At 51.2% G+C, this 20,152-nt stretch carries 20 protein-coding genes; 6 read left to right on the forward strand and 14 right to left on the reverse strand.

Translation table 11 applies throughout. The features are described 5' to 3' along the window. Positions 1 to 34 precede the first annotated feature (34 nt). Entirely contained in the window at positions 35 to 853 is an 819-nt protein-coding gene (gene trhO, locus AC286M_RS18255; protein WP_488205744.1) for an oxygen-dependent tRNA uridine(34) hydroxylase TrhO, read from the reverse strand. 64 nt (positions 854 to 917) lie between these two features. On the opposite strand from trhO, the gene AC286M_RS18260 reads away from it, so the two are divergent. From AC286M_RS18260 to pyk, 4 genes are all read left to right on the forward strand, one after another. Next, positions 918 to 1,541 carry a class I SAM-dependent methyltransferase gene (locus tag AC286M_RS18260; protein ID WP_488205745.1) on the forward strand — a complete coding sequence of 208 codons (624 nt, stop codon included), beginning with the start codon at positions 918 to 920 and terminating at the stop codon, positions 1,539 to 1,541. An 8-nt stretch (positions 1,542 to 1,549) separates the two neighbouring features. Further along, positions 1,550 to 2,113, forward strand: coding sequence for a hypothetical protein (locus tag AC286M_RS18265; protein ID WP_488205746.1), 564 nt, complete (start codon positions 1,550 to 1,552; stop codon positions 2,111 to 2,113). A 14-nt stretch (positions 2,114 to 2,127) separates the two neighbouring features. After that, entirely contained in the window at positions 2,128 to 2,874 is a 747-nt protein-coding gene (locus AC286M_RS18270; protein WP_488205747.1) for an SDR family oxidoreductase, read from the forward strand. Positions 2,875 to 3,230: 356 nt separating this feature from the next. Continuing rightward, entirely contained in the window at positions 3,231 to 4,667 is a 1,437-nt protein-coding gene (gene pyk, locus AC286M_RS18275) for a pyruvate kinase (protein ID WP_488205748.1), read from the forward strand. Between the two features lie 33 nt (positions 4,668 to 4,700). Here the strand turns inward: pyk and AC286M_RS18280 are convergent, their stop codons facing one another. Continuing rightward, complete coding sequence (locus tag AC286M_RS18280; protein ID WP_488205749.1) at positions 4,701 to 5,096, reverse strand: hypothetical protein; 396 nt, start codon at positions 5,094 to 5,096, stop codon at positions 4,701 to 4,703. Positions 5,097 to 5,278: 182 nt separating this feature from the next. On the opposite strand from AC286M_RS18280, the gene AC286M_RS18285 reads away from it, so the two are divergent. Together AC286M_RS18285 and AC286M_RS18290 are read left to right on the forward strand one after the other, a co-directional pair. Then, complete coding sequence (locus AC286M_RS18285; protein ID WP_488205750.1) at positions 5,279 to 6,823, forward strand: mercuric reductase; 1,545 nt, start codon at positions 5,279 to 5,281, stop codon at positions 6,821 to 6,823. Continuing rightward, positions 6,811 to 6,954, forward strand: a complete 144-nt coding sequence (locus AC286M_RS18290; RefSeq protein ID WP_488205751.1) for a hypothetical protein — start codon at positions 6,811 to 6,813, stop codon at positions 6,952 to 6,954. Before AC286M_RS18285 ends, AC286M_RS18290 begins: the two co-directional genes overlap by 13 nt. Before the next feature lie 65 nt (positions 6,955 to 7,019). Here AC286M_RS18290 and AC286M_RS18295 read toward each other — a convergent pair whose 3' ends face one another. The 12 genes from AC286M_RS18295 to AC286M_RS18350 form a co-directional block, all read right to left on the reverse strand. Next, complete coding sequence (locus AC286M_RS18295; RefSeq protein ID WP_488205752.1) at positions 7,020 to 7,856, reverse strand: ABC transporter permease; 837 nt, start codon at positions 7,854 to 7,856, stop codon at positions 7,020 to 7,022. A gap of 1 nt (position 7,857) precedes the next feature. After that, complete coding sequence (locus AC286M_RS18300) at positions 7,858 to 8,631, reverse strand: ABC transporter ATP-binding protein (protein ID WP_488205753.1); 774 nt, start codon at positions 8,629 to 8,631, stop codon at positions 7,858 to 7,860. Between the two features lie 42 nt (positions 8,632 to 8,673). Beyond that, entirely contained in the window at positions 8,674 to 9,789 is a 1,116-nt protein-coding gene (locus AC286M_RS18305) for an ABC transporter substrate-binding protein (protein ID WP_488205754.1), read from the reverse strand. Positions 9,790 to 9,938: 149 nt separating this feature from the next. Continuing rightward, positions 9,939 to 10,910, reverse strand: a complete 972-nt coding sequence (gene gshB, locus AC286M_RS18310; RefSeq protein WP_488205755.1) for a glutathione synthase — start codon at positions 10,908 to 10,910, stop codon at positions 9,939 to 9,941. Positions 10,911 to 11,005: 95 nt separating this feature from the next. Next, entirely contained in the window at positions 11,006 to 12,025 is a 1,020-nt protein-coding gene (locus AC286M_RS18315) for a P-loop NTPase family protein (protein ID WP_488205756.1), read from the reverse strand. 29 nt (positions 12,026 to 12,054) lie between these two features. Next, the gene (locus tag AC286M_RS18320) at positions 12,055 to 13,308 is read right to left on the reverse strand and encodes a M20 family metallopeptidase (protein WP_488205757.1); all 1,254 of its coding nucleotides are present in this window, start codon (positions 13,306 to 13,308) and stop codon (positions 12,055 to 12,057) included. Next, a complete protein-coding gene (locus tag AC286M_RS18325; RefSeq protein ID WP_488205758.1) occupies positions 13,305 to 13,910 on the reverse strand; it encodes a flavin reductase family protein in 606 nt (201 codons plus the stop codon). Before AC286M_RS18325 ends, AC286M_RS18320 begins: the two co-directional genes overlap by 4 nt. Before the next feature lie 391 nt (positions 13,911 to 14,301). Further along, a complete protein-coding gene (locus tag AC286M_RS18330; RefSeq protein ID WP_488205759.1) occupies positions 14,302 to 15,096 on the reverse strand; it encodes an RDD family protein in 795 nt (264 codons plus the stop codon). Positions 15,097 to 15,158: 62 nt separating this feature from the next. Beyond that, positions 15,159 to 16,136, reverse strand: coding sequence for a hypothetical protein (locus AC286M_RS18335; protein WP_488205760.1), 978 nt, complete (start codon positions 16,134 to 16,136; stop codon positions 15,159 to 15,161). A gap of 117 nt (positions 16,137 to 16,253) precedes the next feature. Continuing rightward, a complete protein-coding gene (locus AC286M_RS18340) occupies positions 16,254 to 16,919 on the reverse strand; it encodes a Uma2 family endonuclease (protein ID WP_488205761.1) in 666 nt (221 codons plus the stop codon). 61 nt (positions 16,920 to 16,980) lie between these two features. Next, positions 16,981 to 18,315, reverse strand: coding sequence for a hybrid sensor histidine kinase/response regulator (locus AC286M_RS18345; RefSeq protein ID WP_488205762.1), 1,335 nt, complete (start codon positions 18,313 to 18,315; stop codon positions 16,981 to 16,983). A 19-nt stretch (positions 18,316 to 18,334) separates the two neighbouring features. Next, positions 18,335 to 20,152 (reverse strand): two-component system response regulator, encoded by a 1,818-nt coding sequence (locus AC286M_RS18350; RefSeq protein ID WP_488205763.1) that lies wholly within the window; start codon positions 20,150 to 20,152, stop codon positions 18,335 to 18,337.

Consider the following 20,152-nt stretch of genomic DNA (forward strand, 5'->3'; position numbering starts at 1 on the left):
CCCCTGCTCCTCACTTCTTACACACCATGACTAGCTAACCACGTGGACAGTAAGGACACTTCACACCAACCTCAAAGTCAGGTGAGGCTTTATCGTGCTCATTCAGGGGATTGCCACAGATTTCGCAGAACTCATAGTCGGGTACTGGAGCCAAGCCGTGGGTAACAGCAATTCGTTCGTCAAAAACGAAACAGTCACCTTCCCACAGGCTTTCTTCCGGTGGCACTTCTTCTAAATAGCGCAGGATGCCGCCTTTCAGGTGGTAGACCTCTTCAAATCCTTGACTAAGTAAATAGGCCGTGGCCTTCTCGCAGCGAATGCCGCCCGTGCAGAACATGGCCACTTTGCGATCGCTATTTGGCTTAAGAGACTGCTGCACATAGTCGGGAAACTGGCGAAACGATTTTGTATTTGGATTTTGCGCTCCTTTGAACGTGCCCATGCGGACTTCAAACTCGTTGCGCGTGTCGATCACCAGCGTATCTGGACTGGTAATTAGCTGGTTCCACTCCTGCGGATCAACGTATTCACCAACCTGGCAGGTTGGATTGATATCCGGCTTACCCAGCGTGACAATCTCAGACTTAAGCTTCACTTTCATCCGGCCAAACGGCTGCTCATCGCTATAAGACTCCTGTGGTGAGAGATCAGCGAGCCGTGAATCCTGTCGCAGCGTATCAAATACAGCGTCAATATCGGCGCGAGTACCCGCAATCGTGCCGTTGATCCCTTCTTCCGCCAGCAGAATTGTGCCGCGAATGTTGCGATCGCAACATAGGGTCTGGATCCGCTGCTGTTGATCGGCAAAATCAGGCAGATGGACAAATTTATAAAACGCCGCAACGACAATCATGGCTCAACGGTGTACTGTTTTACTCAGATTTACCATTCTAAATCAAACCGACTGGTCTACCCCTATGGCAACTATCCTGCGCGATTTAAGCTATCGCTATCAATGGCTCTATGACGGGATTTCTCGCTTGTCGGCTCTCAGCGTTGGTGGAGAAGCCCGATTTCGGCAGTTGGCGTTACGCGAGTTACCGATTGAGGCCGAAACGAAGGTGCTAGACCTCTGCTGCGGCAGTGGACAAACCACTCAGTTTTTGGTGATGCGATCGCAACAGGTTACGGGTCTCGATGCGTCCCCGAAATCGATTCAGCGGGCTCAGCACAATGTGCCCGCAGCGAACTATGTGGAAGGCTGGGCAGAGGATTTGCCCTTTGCTGATCAGGAGTTTGACGTGGTGCATACCAGCGTTGCGCTGCACGAAATGCAGCCAGATCAGCTCCAGCAAATTCTGCGGGAAGTCTATCGAGTGCTGCGTCCGGGCGGATATTTTGCGCTGATTGACCTGCACAAGCCGACCAATCCAATTTTCTGGCCTGGGTTAGCAACATTCATGTGGCTATTTGAAACGGAAACGGCCTGGAAGCTAATTAACAGCAATTTGCCGCAACTTTTAGAACAGGTAGGATTTAAAATTACTCGCTCAGATCTACATGCGGGCGGCAGTTTACAGGTAGTTCAGGCTCAGAAGTAAACCATCTTATGACATCCGGAACGCCAATTTTATTTATGCCTGTTGAACCTGATCCAGGCTTAGCAGATATTCAGGATCCGAATGCAGCCTTATCAGGTTTCGCGTTTGAAGAATTAAAAACTTGGGATGACAACGGTACGCTACGACAGTCGTTTTCCACAAATTGGTATTACCTATACGTCATTCGCTACATTTGCGAACACTATCAGGAAAGCGGCCTCGATTTTTTGCAGTCAGAAGTTGCCTATCTTGAACCGAGAGATATCAAATCAGCACAAGTCTCGTTAGATGTTGTCAAAGCAGAAACTTTGGCAGGATTTAAAAACTTGCCGCAGCACTATCAGGAAACAAGCGATATTGAGTTTCTTCAATGTGCTGGCTCAATCTATCGCGATCGCCGTCAGCTCACCCCTGAGCAGTACATCAAACTGTTTGAAAAAATTTCTCTCAGTCAACGATATGAAGATGATTCGATCAAGGGATTTATCTACTTACTGAAAGCCTTGGCTGATACTTGTTCGCAATGCTTGTTGTCCGGCAAACATCTTCTCTACATCAAACTAAGAGCCTGAAGGTATTATGACGAATGGATAAAGTCCTAATTGTTACAGGCGGAAGTCGCGGCATTGGTGCAGCTACGGCTTATCTAGCGGCTGAGCAAGGATATGCGGTTTGTGTGAACTATCTCCGTAATCAGGAAGCAGCCAATCGTGTTGTTAATTCCATTCAACAGATGGGCGGCAAAGCAATTGCGATCGCGGCTGATGTAGCGGCTGAAACTGATGTAATGCGCCTATTTGAAACCGTAGATAAACAGTTGGGAACGGTCACGGCTCTGGTCAATAATGCGGGCATTTTGGAACAGCAAATTCGGGTTGAAGAGATCGATGCGGCGCGACTAAACCGGATTTTTGCTGCCAATATTACGGGCAGTTTTTTGTGTGCCAGAGAAGCGATTAAACGAATGTCTACCAAACGGGGCGGCAGTGGTGGCGCAATTGTCAATGTTTCATCGGTTGCGTCTCGCTTAGGCTCTCCGGGAGAATATGTGGACTATGCCGCCTCCAAAGGAGCCATTGATACCCTGACGATTGGACTCGCCAAAGAAGTGGCCGATGAAGGGATTCGCGTCAATGCAGTCCGGCCCGGTTTTATTTACACCGATATTCACGCCAGCGGGGGTGAACCGAATCGGGTGGAGCGAGTTAAAGAATTTGTGCCGATGAAGCGCGGCGGTCAGGCCAGCGAAGTCGCCAAGGCAATCCTGTGGTTGCTGTCGGCGGATGCGTCGTATACGACTGGTACGTTTATTGATGTGGCGGGTGGGAAATAGGGGTAGGAGGGTGGGAGAGTAGCAGGGTCGGAGGAGTAGGAAGAATCTCAATATCCCTTAGCACCCAGCACTCGGTACGGATCTCATCTGTAGTGTTAATTCCCAAAACTGGTACTACTGGCGTCGGGCGGGTTTGGTTAAATTGACCATCAGACCTTATCGGAAATTGTTTTGTAGCGCGGCGGAGCCGCGCTACAAAACAATTTCCAACCCCAAAAACTTTATTTCCAATAAAGTCCTATTAAATTAATAACCATTAAGAGAATTGGAGAGTCTTACTTATCGTCGCCCAGCCGACAGTCTGCTTTGTGATGAACTCGCTATAGTAGGCGCGGAAGCATTTATACGTTTCGCTTATGAAGCTCCTGCCTCATCGCACCAAGATTGTTGCCACGATTGGCCCCGCCAGCAGCTCTCCCGAAATTGTTCGTCGCATGTTTAGAGCTGGCATGAGCGTGGCGCGGCTCAACTTTTCGCATGGTAACTATGATGACCACGCCCGGATGGTCGCGCTACTGCGTTCTGTTTCCAAAGAATTAAATGCGGCCATTACCCTGATGCAGGATTTGCAGGGGCCAAAGATTCGCGTTGCCCACCTGCCCAGTCAAACCGTTGAGCTGATTGAAGGGGAAACTCTAACGCTGGTTCCTGTGGACAAATTTGAAGGGGAACCGAATACAGCAGCCATTGATTATCCCTACCTGGCTGAAGAAGCACAGTCCGGTATGCAGGTGCTGATGGATGATGGGCTGCTGGAACTAAAGGTGGATGCAGTCCAGGCCAATCAAGTTATTTGCACCGTGATTCAGGGTGGCTTGCTGAGTAACCGTAAGGGCGTGAATCTGCCCGATTTAGACTTGCGGTTGCCATCGCTGACGGAGAAAGACAAGCAGGATTTAGACTTTGGCCTGTCGCAAGGGGTGGATTTGGTTTCGCTTAGTTTTGTGCGGCGGGGTGAAGACATACGGGCTTTGAAAGCGCTGATGGCGGAGAAGGGGGCAGACGATGTGCCTGTGCTGGCCAAAATTGAAAAACCACAAGCGATCGCAAATTTAGATGCCATTCTGGATGAATGCGATGCGGTGATGGTGGCGCGAGGCGATTTGGGTGTGGAAATGCGGCCAGAAAAAGTGCCGATGCTGCAAAAGCAAATTATTCGTGCCTGCAATAAGCGCAGCATTCCGGTGATTACCGCTACGCAAATGCTGGACAGCATGATTCGCAATCCGCGACCCACAAGGGCTGAAGCCAGCGACGTAGCCAATGCAATTATTGATGGGACGGATGCTGTCATGCTGTCGGGTGAGTCGGCTGTGGGAGCTTACCCGGTGCAAGCTGTGGAAATGCTGGCCCGGATTGCCACCGACGTTGAGAAAGGCCTCAAGTTTGTTAACAATCCCCCAGCGCTAACCGATGAAACCCATGCCCTGAGTGAGGCACTGAATGTCATTGATGATATCCTCGACCTCAGGTGTATTGCGGCATTCACCGCGACGGGCTACACCGCCATTATTGCCGCAGGTGAACGGCCCCGCGCTCCGGTAGTCGCTTTCACGCCGGATGAAAATGTTTATCATCGATTGAATCTAATTTGGGGTGTGAAGCCTATTTTGCTCGACCACGAGGTGACGACCTTCGAAGAATTGGTCAACCAGGCGCAAACCTATTTGTGCGATCGCAACATTGCGGAGGCTGGCGACAAGATCCTGATCATGGGAGGCATTCCCAGCGGTACCCCAATGGGCACTAATTTCATCCGGCTGCACACCATTGCTGACTGTTCCAGTCGCTAAAGTTTTTCCTTGAATTTCAGACGACCTTAGAGCTTAGCCCCTGCCAAATAGGCGCTTAATGGGATTAGAAGCAATCTGCCCCAAACCGCGACGCTGGCTGTGCTGAGCGGCTTGAACGGGATCTGAATCAGTGAGAACTTGGACAGCGCGATCGCGGAGTTTGTCGCTGTAGTCTGGATTCGTGGAGACGAGTGTTGCGCCCTGGCCACCCTGATCCGTTTGGGTATTCGCCAGCGCTGCTTGGTATGCCTGATTTAAGTGCGGCAAACTGGCCGCAATTCCTGGTAGCTCAGCGATTCGGGCTTCTAAGTTTTGACCAATGGCGTGGAGCTGTTGTTGTAACCCTGTTGGCAATGGTTCATCTTGCTGCTCTAGGGCTGTCATAAAAGCCGCGAGAGTTTTTGCTTGTTGCGGGTTTAGGGAAGTCATGATCTCACAAAGTTAAGTTATTTCAATTAGGAAAAACGCCAATTAAAGCAGAAATTTCGTTGCTTTCATACTAAAAAACTTCGCGAGTTTTGATGCCGAGAACCTGCATAAATCTAACTTTGGGAACATGTGAGTCACTACATATAAATTCATCATTTATAACGGCAAGCTAGAGGACAGGCGTGACTCAGGTATTCCCCAACCCCGTTTCCGTTCCCCCAATGGACACCCATAACCAAACGCTGGTGTCCAACCTGCACCCCTCCGACTGGCAAAATCCTGTCCCGGCGGAGCGCTACAACTTAGTGGTCATCGGGGCTGGGACGGCTGGGCTAGTCACGGCTGCTGGTGCTGCCATGTTGGGGGCAAAGACGGCTTTAATTGAACAGCATTTAATGGGTGGGGACTGCACAAACGTAGGCTGTGTCCCTTCGAAGGCTCTAATTCGTTCAGCACGGGCTGTTTATGACGTGCGTGGGGCGGGTCGCTTCGGGGTACAGGTACCGGATGATGTGCAGGTGGACTTTGCACAAGTCATGGAGCGGCTGCGGCGAGTGCGAGCGGACATTAGTAAAAACGATTCTGCTAGCTGCCTGCGAGATCACTATAGAGTAGATGTTTTCTTTGGCCGAGCTGCGTTTTCAGGTGCTGATACGATTACCGTCGGTGATCAGCAGTTACGGTTTAAAAAAGCTGCGATCGCAACAGGGTCGAGTCCAGTCCAACTGCCGATTGAGAGCCTAGAGGAGGCTGGCTACCTAACCAATGAAACCGTTTTTAATTTAACTGAGCGCCCTGCTCGGTTAGCGGTGATTGGTGGTGGCTACATTGGCTGCGAACTCGCCCAAGCGTTTCATCGCCTGGGTTCGCAAGTGACGCTGCTACAGCGGGGGGCGCGCATTCTGGAGAAGTCTGATCCGGATGTTTCAGACCTGATGCAGCGTGTCTTTACTGAGGAGGGCATTCATCTGGTGCTTGAGGCTCAGGTGCAGCGCGTGGAGCGGCGGGGCAACGAGAAAGTTATTGATTACCAACTGGGGGATACTGGCCATACTGTTGTTGTGGATGAGATTTTAGTTGGCGTGGGGCGGCAGCCCAACATTCACGGGCTGAACCTAGAGCAGGCCGGAGTGAAGGCTGACTCGAAGCAGGGTATCTGCATCAATGACTATTTGCAGACCAGTAATCCCCTCATCTACGCGGTTGGTGACTGCTGCATGAGCTGGAAGTTTACCCATGCTGCCGATGCCGCTGCCCGGATTCTGATTCAAAATGCGCTGTTTGCGGTGTTTGGCATCGGTCGCCGCAATCTGAGTAGTTTAACCATGCCGTGGTGTACCTACACTGACCCAGAAGTGGCCCATGTAGGCCTGCCTGCCAGTGAAGTAGCTGAACGGCAAGATGTACGTACCTTTACGCTCCCTTTGACAGAGGTGGATCGAGCCGTGACGGACGGCGAAACCGACGGCTTTGCCAAAATCCACCTGGCCGCTAACCAGGATCGGATTCTGGGGGCAACGGTGGTCGCTCGTCATGCGGGCGAGATGATTAACGAGATTACCCTGGCAATGGAGAAGCGGTTAGGGCTGGGTGCGATCGCAAATGTGATTCACCCTTACCCAACTCAAGCAGAGGTGATTCGGAAGACGGCTGATCAGTACAGCCTCAGTCGATTTACACCGTTGGTTAAAAAAATTACCACTGCTTGGCTGCGATGGCAGCGGTAACTGAAAAATTCGTGGGACACGGTATGCCGTGGTCTCTGTTTAGCGTGATGCTCTGCTTCACCCGCTACCGCAATGGGTCGGTCGATTTGCTGGCCACGCAGGAGGTCAATGTGCTGATTACTGAAGCTTAATTCAGACCAGAAAGGAGGGCTGGTGCCCCCCTTTCTAGCGTTCTTGCGATCGCCCATTTACAGTGCTAGTTCTCGCGTTTAACTGCGCTTTCGTGCCAATTACGCAGCAGCAGATCCGAAATGATTGTCAACACCACAAAGATAATCACGCCCAGCACTGTTGTCATCAGCAGAGCGGCAAACATGCGGGGAATTTGCAGGTTGTAGCTCGACATCAAAATTTCGTAGGCAATCCCCGACTGCTGCCCACCCGTCCCGGCCACAAATTCAGCGACGACGGCACCAATCAGGGCTAAGCCGCCACTAATCCGCAGCGCACCCAAAAAGTAGGGCAGGGCACTGGGTAAGCGCAAATACAGCAGCGTTTGCCAGCGCGACGATTTGTAGAGCTGAAACAGATTCAGCAAATTATGATCGGCACTGTTCAAGCCCAGCGTCGTATTTGAAATAATTGGAAATAGGGCCACAATCCAGGCGCAAATCACCAGTGCGGCAAAGGTGCTGTTCCGCAGCCAGATAATGATCAAAGGTGCGATCGCAACAATGGGGGTGGTCTGTAGCACCACGGCATAGGGAAAAAAGCTGCGCTCAATCCACTTACTTTGGGCAAACAGAATTGCAATCAGCAAACCAGACACGACTGCCGCCAGGAATGCGACTAGCGTAATTTTGATGGTGACGAGCAGGGCCGCAAACAAGTCGCCCCACTCTGCAATCAGCGTTTGCAGCACGAGCAGCGGCCCCGGCAACAAATAGGGCGGCAGACTGAAGATCCGCACTGCCAAATCCCAAATCAGCAGCATAATTACGCCAACGACAAACGGTGCAATCACCTCTGGAGTCAGCAACCGCTTGAGCTTTAGACGTTTGAGGGGGGGGTTGATTGGGTTGTGCAGCGCCATGTCAGTTTGTCACCATATGGGGCATTGATGTACCTTCCGAAAGCCGCGCTGAAATTTCGCGACAGTACTGATTGAACCGTGGCGACATGCGGAAATCGTCACTGCGAGGATAGGGTTCCTCAATCGGCACATCAGCCACTACTCGACCCGGACGTGCCGCCATCACCACCACGCGATTCGACAAATAAACCGCCTCATAAATATTGTGGGTCACGAATACTACTGTCCAGCGCTTTTCATTCCACAGCCGCAGGATTTCGTCATTCAGCTTGCTGCGGGTCATCTCATCCAGAGCGCCAAAGGGTTCATCCATCAGCAAAATTTGCGGCTTGGTCACCAGCGCTCGCGCAATCGAAACCCGCATTTTCATCCCGCCCGATAGCTCACGGGGATAGGCCTGTTCAAACCCCTCCAAATGCACCATATTGAGTGCTTCCTGAATCGCCGCTCGCGACTGCCGCAGCGATCGACCCATCAGCTTAAGCGGCAGGTGGACATTGTCCACCACTGTTGCCCAAGGCATCAACGCCGCTTCCTGGAAGACAAAGGCCAGGTTCTGCACCGATGGATCTTCCTGCCACTCCAACCAGCCCGCAGAATGTTGTCCCAACCCCGCCATGATCCGTAACACCGTACTCTTACCGCAGCCCGACGGCCCGACGAGACTGACAAATTCAGAGGGCTGAATGGCCAAATCGACTCCCTGGAGGGCAACCGTACCGTTGCTGTAGGTCTTGCTGACCTGATGAAGCTGAATTGCAGGTGAGAGAGTCATGGCGGTTAAAGGTAAAAACAACGATCCTGACGACGAAACCGGCTAAGACTGATAAGCCTCCACTCCTTTATTAACAAAATCCAGCGTGTAAGCCTGAGTGTAGTCCACACTAGGATCAAAGACACCCGCCTCGGACATGGTTGCAAAGAAGGACTGCCAGCGAGCATCGGTCATTGCCCCAATGCCATCGGTTTCCGCTTCGCCAGAAATGACGATGCCGTACTCCTTCATTTTTTCTAGGCCGTAAGCCATTTGTTCGTCGGTCATTTCCGGATTGTCCTGTTTAATCAGCTCATTGGCTGGAGCCGGATCTTCTAGATAGCTGTACCAGCCTTTGATCGAGGCATCGACAAATCGCTGCACCAGATCCGGATCATTTTCGACAATTTCTCGCCGGGTTTCAACCGTCGTGGAATAGGGCTCGTAGCCGTTGTCGGCCAGCAGGAAGACTACGGGTTCAAAGCCTCCTTCCTCTTTGATCAGACGGGGTTCTGAACTGAGATATCCCTGTTGTGCCGCTTGTTTATCCGCCAGAAACGGGCCCATGTTGAAGTTGTAGGGGCGCTTCATGTCGTCAGTGAAGCCATACTTGGCTTTGAGGAAGGGCCAGTAGGTGGTATTCGCCGCTGAAGAAATATAAATCGGGCGTCCTTTTAGATCGGCCAGGGTTTGAGCGGTATCGGGATGAGCCACTAAGATCTGCGGGTCTTTTTGAAACATGGCTGCCACAGTCACTTTAGGGATGCCTTCAGCCACAGCCTTGATGGCGTCAGAGGAATAGCCCATGAAGAAATCGACGGCTCCACCCATCAGCAACTGCGTACCGTTGACCTGGGGACCCCCCATCTTGATCGTGACATCGAGGCCATATTCTTCATAAATACCTGTTGCGACGGCCTGGTAAAACCCACCGTGTTCCGCTTGGGCATACCAGTTGGTGCCAAAGGTGATGGCGGTTAATTCGCTGCTGGTGTTGCCAGAATTGGCTGTGGTGGTGTCAGCGTCAGCCGTATCGGCAGCTTGATCTGGATTGGAACTAGCGCAAGCAGCTAAGATGCCTGTGCCAGCGGCTAAAGCACTGTATTGTATAAAGCGCCGCCGCCCTATGCTGCCGTTCATTCTGCTCATGATTTGCCATCTGCGATCGCGCTGACTCATAATCCATTCTCCCTTGTTGTCGTCAATTGCAATAATGTGTAATCCCAAATTGGCTCAAACCGCTACACTCCTGATTCCATCAGCACTTTGTTCCTTTTTGAATCTAAGAGACCTAATCGGGTTGAGGTGTATTTCTCGATACGAGATGCTTAGACGTTTGCCCGTTTTTGAGCCAGCCACTCCATGACTTGCTGACCCAGTCGGACATTATCGAGTCGATCAATTTCGCGCACCCCTGTAGGGCTGGTGACGTTTACTTCTGTTAGGTATCCCCCAATCACGTCCAAACCTACAAAGTACAATCCATCTTTACGCAGTGAATCAGCCAATCGCGCGCAAATTTCGCGATCGCGTTTCGTTACTTCTGCGGCTTCTACTCGTCCGCCCACGGCCATATTGCCACGAAATTCTTTGCCCGTAGGGACGCGATTCACTGCCCCAATTGGTTCACCGTCTAAGACGATAATGCGCTTGTCACCGTCTTTCGCTTCTGGCAAATAATCCTGAATCATGACGGGGATTTTGCCCTGTCCGGTGCTGATCTCAATCAGGGAATTAAAGTTGCGATCGCCCGCTTCCAGAAACAGGATACCTTCACCTGCTTTGCCACCCAGCGGCTTCAGTACTGCTCGTCCCTGCTGTTCTACAAACTCTAAAATTACCCGCTTGTCCCGACTGACGATCGTTTTAGGCATCACATCGCTGAAATGCAGGGCATACATTTTTTCATTTGCCGTGCGCAGTCCGTGCGGTGAATTAATCACCAGCGTCTGGGTTGGGTCAATGGCGTCCAGAATATAAGTTGCGTAGAGATAAGAAATCGTCACGGGCGGATCAATCCGCATGAACACCGCATCCATTTCGTCCAGCGGCATGAGGACATATTCGCCGACGCTAAACCAGTCCGGGTCAGCGATCCAGCGATTGTCGCCTGGTTGAACAGGCTTCAGCTTGACAGGTTGCAATTCGGCAATGGCCTGTCCATTGGCAATACTCAGCAGATGCGCTTCGGTAATCCAAACGTCATACCCCAGGGCTTGTGCAGCTTCCATCAGGGCCACGCTGGTGTCGTGTCCCGGATCAAGTCGCTGGATGGGGTCAATGATAAAGGCAACTTTCACAGGATTGAGTCTCTAGCGATATAAGGTCTATCGCTTTATATCATGCCGCGTTTAGCTGAAGGTTGCCTGAGATGACTCGATTATGGCCGCCATAGTCAGAATACATTGGTCAGCGTCACCTGGAGTTGCGATCGCAGTTTGCTGACTGATTCTTCAGTCGTCAGGCTCAGGGCTGGCACGTGGGCTAACTTTTCGACCAATTCAATGCCAGCGGTCGTGTTGGTCGTAATGCCGCTAATCAGATCCGGCTTGAGGCCAAAACTCTGGCTGACGCCTATCACCGCATAGGGATCGGAGGAACACAAAACGGTAAAGCAAATCTGATTGGCAATCTCGTCGAGCACAACCGCGCCATTGTAGGGTTCAAAGGGAGAAGCACCCGCCTCAGCGACTACCACATCCGGTGCTGCGGTCACAATCATAGATAAAAGCTGTCGCAGCGACTGCCGAAATTCTTCGGGTGGCGTGACGGATGACGGCAATCCCACGTCCACAAAATCAAAAACGGCATCGGCTCCAGCATCCTGCATCGACAAAATATCCCGATAGCGACCTGCTCCAGTGAGTTTAGTGCCAATAACACGGAGCCCCATCTGCTTTAATAAGTGGATAATTACTCGTGCTGCCGTCGTTTTGCCCGCTGACATGGAGGTGCCAATAATCATAATAGTGGGACAGGTATAGGGCCGTGGCTCTACTGACTGAACAAAGTCGGTCATACAAACTTTCTGACCGTTGCGTAGAACGTGACCAACATATCTCAGCTTGGGCGGCGGCGGGATCAGCAGCGATTGAGATGTGATCCGACCAAAGAATCCTGCATTAGTCATGTCTTCCATCTGGCCATCGCCTTGAATGGATTGCCAATCTCCCACGGCTTCTAGGGTGGCTCGGCGTACACCAAATGCCCCGACGATCAAGTCTCCCTGCATCAACCGCGCCATCCGCCCACAGGTTAACTCTGTTACGTCAGTGCGACGCTGAGCATCAAGGACTTTACCCACGACATAATCACCCGTTGCCCACTGCTCTCTAGGTAATGGCTGCATAGCAAACGGTGCGATCGCTAAATTGCTGATCCGCGTGAGGGAGCCAAACACATACCGATTGGCCATAGTCGCCTCCTAAGTCGCCTCCTATCGGGTCAATTGAGTGGGGATTCGACGGATGTGGAAGATAGCGTTGGAGCGAGTAAAAGCTGGGTCAGTAAAGCCGTACGTTCGATCAGCGGGTCAATATAGATAAACTCGTGAGGCGCGTGGGCACCATCGCCAACAGCTCCCATGCCATCTAAGGTAGCAGTGTAGAGACTGGTGGTATTACCATCTGAGCCACCGCCAGCGGTACCTTGTTCCAGCGGGAAGCCCAACTCGGTGGCCATCTGCTGAGCGAGCTGCCAAAGCTGCTGATTGCGGGGAGTCCGCTCTAGAGGGGGACGACCGATCTGGCCTGTGATGATCAGTTCGGTGCCTGGTGTCGTCGGTTCCAAGTTGAGAATTGCCTGCTCCACGCGCTCAATGTCAGACTGATGCAGCACGCGTACATCAACTTCGGCTCGGCTAGAAGGGGCGATTACATTGGAGCGCAAACCACCATCAATGGTGCCAACATTGACTGTGATACCAGCGGTTGGATCATTGAGTTCAAATAGCTTTTGAATGACAAACGAGAGTTCTAAAATAGCGCTTACGCCCTTGTCTGGATCTAGGCCAGCATGAGCGGCACGACCCCGCACTTCGACGGTAAAGTTGCCAATGCCTTTGCGAGCGGTTTTGAGCTGTCCACTGTGGCCCAGTGATGGTTCTAACACAAACGTGCGATCGCAGATTTGAGCTAATCGTTTCACGTGCCGCGTAGACTCAAAGCTGCCAATTTCTTCATCAGAGTTAATCAACACTAAGGGTAGAACGGTGGGCTGCAATTCCAATGCCTGCAGTGCTTCTAGAGCAAATATCATCATCACAATACCCGCCTTCATGTCATACACACCCGGACCATAGAGCTTGCCTTGCTGTCGCCGTAGCGGCATAGTCGTCGTTAGCGTTTCTAGTGGCCAAACCGTATCGCAGTGGCCTAGCAGTAGCTGTCGGGGTAGATTGACACGTTGGTTAGCAGGTTGATGAGCGGATTGATGAGCGGATTGATGAGCAGACTGAGTTGGCAAAACCGCCAAGAGATGTCCCCCCGTGCGCTGTCCTGCCAATCGTCGTGTCCGCAATCCTCGCCGTTCAAATGCAGTCTGCAACGCTCTGAGTAGCGGGTGTTGAGCGACTGGAACGGTTGAAGGAGATTCGATGCCAACTAGCTGCTGCACCGTTTCGATCATTTCCTCACGGTGCTGGTAAAAGTAGTCTAAAAGCATCTGCCCTGTTTGAGTGGGACTTTGAGCAGCAGTCATGGGTGAAAACCAACATGAAATGGAAAGGAATAACTCGTATCAATTTGGGCGTAGCGTCCGGGTGCCACATAAACGAGCAGGGGCGATCGCAACAGCACGTCCTGATCGTCCTCATCACTGCCGCGCAGAGCGGCTTCATCGACCTGAGCAGCGATAATCTCTCCGGTAATCAGGCTGTTTTGACCAAAGTCATCGACAATTTTGAAAAGCCGACACTCTAAACACAATGCGGCATCTGTGAGTAGTCGCCCATCGATCACCGTAGCGGGCTGAGTGGGCAAGTTTGCCAACGCTGGTTTCTGATCGGCTGCATCTCTTGGAGTAGCAGCCAAACTGGCCGACAAAATTTGGTTGGGATGCAAAAAACTAACGGTGAATTCCTGCGATCGCACAATATTTTGATACGTATGATGGCGAGGCGTGCAAACAAATCCTAGATAATTGTTGTCACCCAGTGGCATCACGCGATGCTTGGGAGCCAAGTCGTATTCACCGTTGGCTTCTCGTGTTCCAACAACTACCAATGGGGCAATCGTAAAAAAGCGATCCCAAATAGGCCGCCGCAGATCCAGTGACACTAGCTGATGATGGGTTGCAGTCATCGCCACGCCTCCTCCCGCTGTAGAGATTCAGGTTGACATCTAGAAGGCTATGCGCTCACATTCTGTACCTTTTGTGACGACCTGTAATCTCTTCTAGTGCTTTGTCAAGTGTGTTTTGAGAGGTAGAAGAATTTTGAAAATATTGCTTAGCAATATTTTCAAAATTCTTCTACCCCTCATCTTTAACTTTGACAGACTAGTAGTTTCAGGTCTGTAAGGGACAAATGAGGGACAAAACATGAGTTTTATACCTCTATAGTAAAAAGCTCTGACCCCGAAAAGCGGCAGAGGGCACAAGTTGTAATAAACCGCAGTAGTGGTATACATGTCAGATGGGTGTGGTGTTAGGCCGCGCCAACACCACACCCATCATCCCTTTCTGACTTGAACCCTATCGCTGTTCCGTTTGCTGCTGATAGCCTAAATAAATTGCTTCTAGAAAAACATCGGGAGACATATCGGCAGGCAATGTTTCAAGCTGAATGATTTGCTTGGCTTGGCGAGCGAGCTGGAGGCTAATCTGCGACTTTGCATTTTTATTGAGCTGAGTCCGTCGTGTCAGATAGGCCCGAATGATCAAGAAATCATCAGGCGTTAACTGAGATAAATCCGCCAGTTCCAAAAGCTGACGAGCAATTTGATCCGCCGCAGGCGAAGTCTGTAGCCCCTTTGTACTGGCTGTTTGCTCATTCTGCACTACCAGTGTGCCCGCCAGCCAATCTCCCAATCGCTTTTCCCGCTTGGTCAACACAATCAAAAAGAAGCCCAGAAACAAAATGTCATCGACTGGACGCAACAGCGATCGCAATGTGGCCTGAAACAGTCCCGGCGGACGACCATTTTCTTGAATCACCCGAATTTTGGCAAACCGCTTCCCCGGACTTTGCCCCTGCCAGGTCACCTCGAAAAAGACAAAGTAGCAGACAAAAACGGCAAATAAAACCAGCAGTAGAATTGCCGCCAACCACAGTTCAATTGCCTCGGTTCCACCCCCCAGCAGCGTCGCCAAATCAGTTAGCTGCTCTGCAATCAGTGAGGCTAGAAGAACCAGAATTGCGATCGCGGCTCCCAGCACCGTGTAATCAATCAGCAGCGCCAGCGCTCGGTTGCCGATTCCGGCCAGCGTAAACTCTAGTTCAACGCTTTCGGGAGTACGAATTTTGATGTGGTTAAAAAAGCGATCCATGCGAGCAACCTCTTACGGGCGTAGAGCAGTTTCCAGCGCTGATTGTCCTGTATACCGTTCACTTAAGCTGTCGGTTGAGTTTCTCTTAAGCTCAAGTCAAACCCTTCATGGCGACTGCGGAGGTCATAATATAGTACTGCCTTCACCGTCTGCCACAGTGGCATCACCACCAGATTGACTACCAGGAATAGCAATGCCCCTAAACCCAGCACCAGCAGCAACTCTCGATACATGGGGGGTGTCGCCACTCCTGGCTCGAATCCGGCCATTTGATTACTAATAATCGTCAACAGGATGGTCGGTAGGGTCAGCGCTAAGCCGTAAAACGGCAGCGAAATCACCGCTAGGATGCCAATCACCAGCATGACGTGGACAAAGGAGCGAAAGGAAAGCTGTCCACTCCGAATAACTGACTGTCCCGGATTCGTACTGGATTCGACTGCGATCGGAACTTCGGGAATAAAGAAGCAGGCATACCCCACTAAGTAGGCCAGTAGCGGCATGAACTGACCAACAATCAACACAAAAATACCGATCCAAGGAATGGCAATGGCAACGAACGAGATGGCGGTTATGACAGGGGTAAGGACAATTGCCACCGCTGTTTGAATGGCTGACAGAACGAAGAACGTCAGAATGTGAACCACAAAAATGCTCCACAGCTTCGGCTTGAGCCGCTGACGGGCGTACTGAACACTTTCAGCCTGCTGCGTCAGTTCCATAAAGGCCAAGCGCGAAATCAACGATAGATTGAACATCGCTCGCGCCCAGCATAAAATGCCAAACACGACTGAACTCAAGGCAATCAGCGAGTAAATCCCGATAAAGGTAGCTGGGTTCGCACCATTATTCGTAATATTGGTCTGAATGAAAATTGCGATCGCAGTTGGCACTCCCAGTAGTAGCAGCGGCAGTATATACCAAAGCGTCGATATCAGCGCAATTTTGCTATAGACCTTAAGCTGAGAGCGATAGAGCTTCAACCCCACACTGACCACGTTTCCCGAATTTAGTGCCAGTGGACGCAGTGCTTGAGCCATTTTAGATGCGCTTTAAGTGCGTTAGGTGAAAGATATGGCTATCTTAGGCGAGCCGTTTGCACTGGGCTGGGAAACTTACAAATCCTTTGGAATTGGTGAACGGAATTGAGTCGGTGATTAACGCTGATTTACAAAAGCCTGATGTTCAGCCGTCGCTAGTCCCTGTTGGAGGGCCACCAGGACAGCCGCTAAATCACCCGCCAAGATGCGATCGCAGGCTAACCATAGTCCCGGAAATTGACGACTGCGATATACGCCATCGGCATCCAGCGCCAGCGTTTGATAGGTGCCATCTGCCAAATAAAACCAGTCAATCTGCTGACTATAGGTGCGCCAGACAATGTACTCCTGCACGCCATTACGACGGTAGACATGCAGCTTATCATGCAGGTCATACGACGCACTACTGGCCGCAATCTCCACAATCAGCTCCGGTGCGCCTTCGATATAGTCATCTTCACTAATCGCGGACTGTCCTCCCTGCTCAATGCGCAGTACCGCATCCGGCTGTGGTTCGTTATCGGCATCTAAGCGAACGGTAGGAGTATCGTAAGCTCCTATTCCCGGTGTTGCAGCACTGTAAACTCCCAACCAAGCCATTACATCAGCATGGGGTTTGCCATGAGCGAGAGCACGTAGAGGGGATGCCACGTAGACGACTCCTTCAATCAGTTCCGCTTTTTTTAGGTTGGGCATGGCCGCATAGCGGCGCTCAAATTCGGCGCGGGTCAGGCGATCGCCGCTTTCGAGCGGGGGGAGTTTGACGAGTGGCTCGGTCGTCATGGCAGGTAAAAATGAGCGGATCAACGAGCAGTAGCTTGGCTTTAACCGTATTCTAGCAGCGCTATTTTCCGGCACATTTTTCAGTCGGAATCTGTAACGTAAACGTGCTGCCTGTGCCTGGGGTGGATGTAAGGGTTAGGTGTCCGCCATGCTGATTCACAATGATTTGATAGCTCATTGATAGGCCCAGGCCGTTGCCTTTGCCAATTGCCTTCGTGGTGAAAAATGGATCGTAGATGCGAGCCTGAATGTCTTCGGCAATGCCAATGCCGTTGTCTTGAATTGCGATCGCAACCCAGCCTGGATTGGGAACGGATGTTGTAATCACAATCTCCGGCGTTAGGCTTGCGGCAGACTCCGTTTCTGTGGCTTCCCTGGTAGACGCTGGCAGCTTGACCCAGTGGGCGTCAATGGCATCAATGGCGTTATCCAGCAGATGTAGAAGCGCTTGGCTGATCAGGCCCGCGTCGCAGGTGACGGTAGGCAGATTGCTGTCGTAGTCACAGCGAACATGAATGCTGGGTCGAGGCTCTTGATCTCGCAGGCGCGATCGCAGTAGCACCAACAGACTATCCAGCGTCGCGTGCAGTTGAATCGTCTTAAGCGCAGATTCTCCCTGGAGAGAGAAGACCTGTAGGGCTTGCACAATATCGCGAATTCGGCTGGTGCCAGCTTTTATCGACTGCACCGCATTGGCAAAATCAGCCGTGATGAAATCCAGTTCTAAATCTGCGATCGCAGCCTCAATTTCAGTTCCGGGTTGGGGATAGCGCTGACGATACAGACTGAGAACATGCGCCAGATCAGAAAAATATTGCTGGGCTGGCTTTAGATTGCCGACAATAAAGCTGAGTGGATTATTAAATTCATGAGAAATGCCTGCAATTAGCTGACTTAAACCCAGCATCTTTTGCTTTTGCACCAGTTCAACTTGGGTTTTTTGGAGTTGAGTTAATGCAAACTCCAGTTCTTGATTTTTGGCTTTGAGTTCTAGTTTTAGTCGGCTCAACAAAAGCTGCCTTCGAATACGAGCAATCACTTCTTCATAGTGAAAGGGTTTGGTAATGTAATCGGCCCCACCCGTATCAAAGGCTTTGACTTTATCCGCTGTCATGTCCGAAGCGCTGAGAAAAACCACAGGAATTTCATGCGTTTCAGAACTTTGCTTTAATCGCCGACACACTTCATAGCCATTCATTTCTGGCATATTGATGTCCAGCAGGACTAAATCCGGCTTATTGGCCTGCACCGCCATTAATGCCATTGAGCCGCTGATGGCTTTGCGAACGGAGAATCCCGCTTGAGACAGCATATCCGACAGCAGTTTAACGTTATTAATCGTGTCATCCACAATCAAAATGTCATGGGTTGAAGCAGAAGATATAGGCAGATTCATAACATTACTAATGGGGTGATTAATTCGTGTTTTTAATCGTTGCGTTTTTAATCAATTCTTCAGTTATAACGTCAGCCGCACAGGGTTTAGAAAAGAAATAGCCTTGGCCCAGTTCACAGTCCAAGTCTTTCAGTAGATGAAGCTGATCTTGAGTTTCAATGCCCTCAGCTACCGCAGTCATTTGCAGCGTCCGGACAAGACCGAGAATTGCTGTCACTAGTTGAAAACTGCGATTACCGAGCTGAGTATTTTGGATGAACGAGCGATCAATTTTGAGTGTCTTGACGGGGAACTGGTGTAGATAGCTGAAAGATGAGTAGCCAATGCCGAAATCATCGATACACAGGTGAAAGCCCTGTTGCGCCAGTTCCATAATCACTTCAGTGGCTAAAGCATTATCGAGCAGAGCCGTTTCGGTAATTTCTAACCGCACCTGTTGCGGCGCTAGCTGATAGCTGCTTAGAGTCTGTTGCAAACATTGAGGTAGGTCAACCTGCGTCAACTGTCCCACCGACAAATTAAAGCTGATGTAGAAATCATCGGCAATCAGATGTTGCCGTTGCCAGACTGCTAACTGCCGACAAGCGGTCTGGAGGAGCGCCTTACCGATAGGGATAATTAGCCCTGCTTCCTCAGCCACCGACAAAAACGTATGAGGCAACAACAGACCTCGTTCAGGGTGCTGCCAGCGAATCAGCACCTCCAAACCTGCGATCGCACCCGTTTCTAAGTGAACAATTGGCTGGTAGAACGGCACAAACTCGTTCTCTTCAACCGCACGATGCAAATCGGTTTCTACCTGGAACAGCTCTAGGCTGGCCCGCTGCATGACCGGATTGAAGACGCTGTAGCGACCCTTGCCGCTGGCTTTGGCGCTGTACATAGCAATATCGGCATCGCGCAAGATATGCTCTGGCTTTTGATGCTGAATCGGACTGCTTAGGACAATGCCCACGCTGGCCCCCACGAAGACTTCTCCATGCGCCAGAGAAATGCCGGGTTTCATCACGTCAATCACCTGCTGCGCGGCGTCAATGGCGCTTTGCTGATCGGCAACGGCATTGAGCACAATCACAAACTCGTCCCCACCAAAGCGAGCCAGCATATCCCCTGCTTGGAGGCAGGTGCTAAGCCGCCGTGCCACTTGAATCAGCACCTCATCGCCCACCAAATGACCAAAGGAGTCATTGATCAGCTTGAAGCGATCGCAGTCAAAAAACAGCACCGCAAACTGATAGTCCGGATCGGTCTGCACCGTTTTTAGCGATCGCGTGAGACAGTCCATCAGCGAGGCACGATTCGGTAAACCCGTGAGCTGATCATGATAGGCAATCTCCCGCAGTCGCCGATTGGCTTGCTCTAGCTCATAGGTTCGCTCACGCACCTGTTCCTCTAGCTGCAAATTGACGACTTGCATCATCGACCAAGCCTGCTTAATCAGCAGTTGATTGCGGGTGCGAATCAGCACCTCGGCAGCCTGAAATGGCTTAGTAATGTAATCCGTCCCGCCGACTTCAAAGGCTTTAGCTTTGTTTAACGGCTCATTCAGCGCACTCAAAAAGATCACGGGCACGCTAGCGGTGACTGGATCGGTCTTGAGCTGGCGACAGAGTTCATAGCCGTCCAGATCTGGCATACAGATATCGAGCAAAATCAAATCGGGCAGTTCTGCCTCAATGGTGCGCATGGCCATCGCGCCATTAATCGCCTTCCGGACGTTGTAGCCCTGACCGTCCAGAATTTGGGTGAGGAGCAGCACATTTTCCAGCGTGTCATCCACAATCAAAACGTCTGCTGGGTAGGGGGCTGCTAGATAGGCACCTAGTTCATTGGTCAT

The sequence above is a fragment of the Thainema salinarum CENA647 genome (assembly GCF_057732415.1).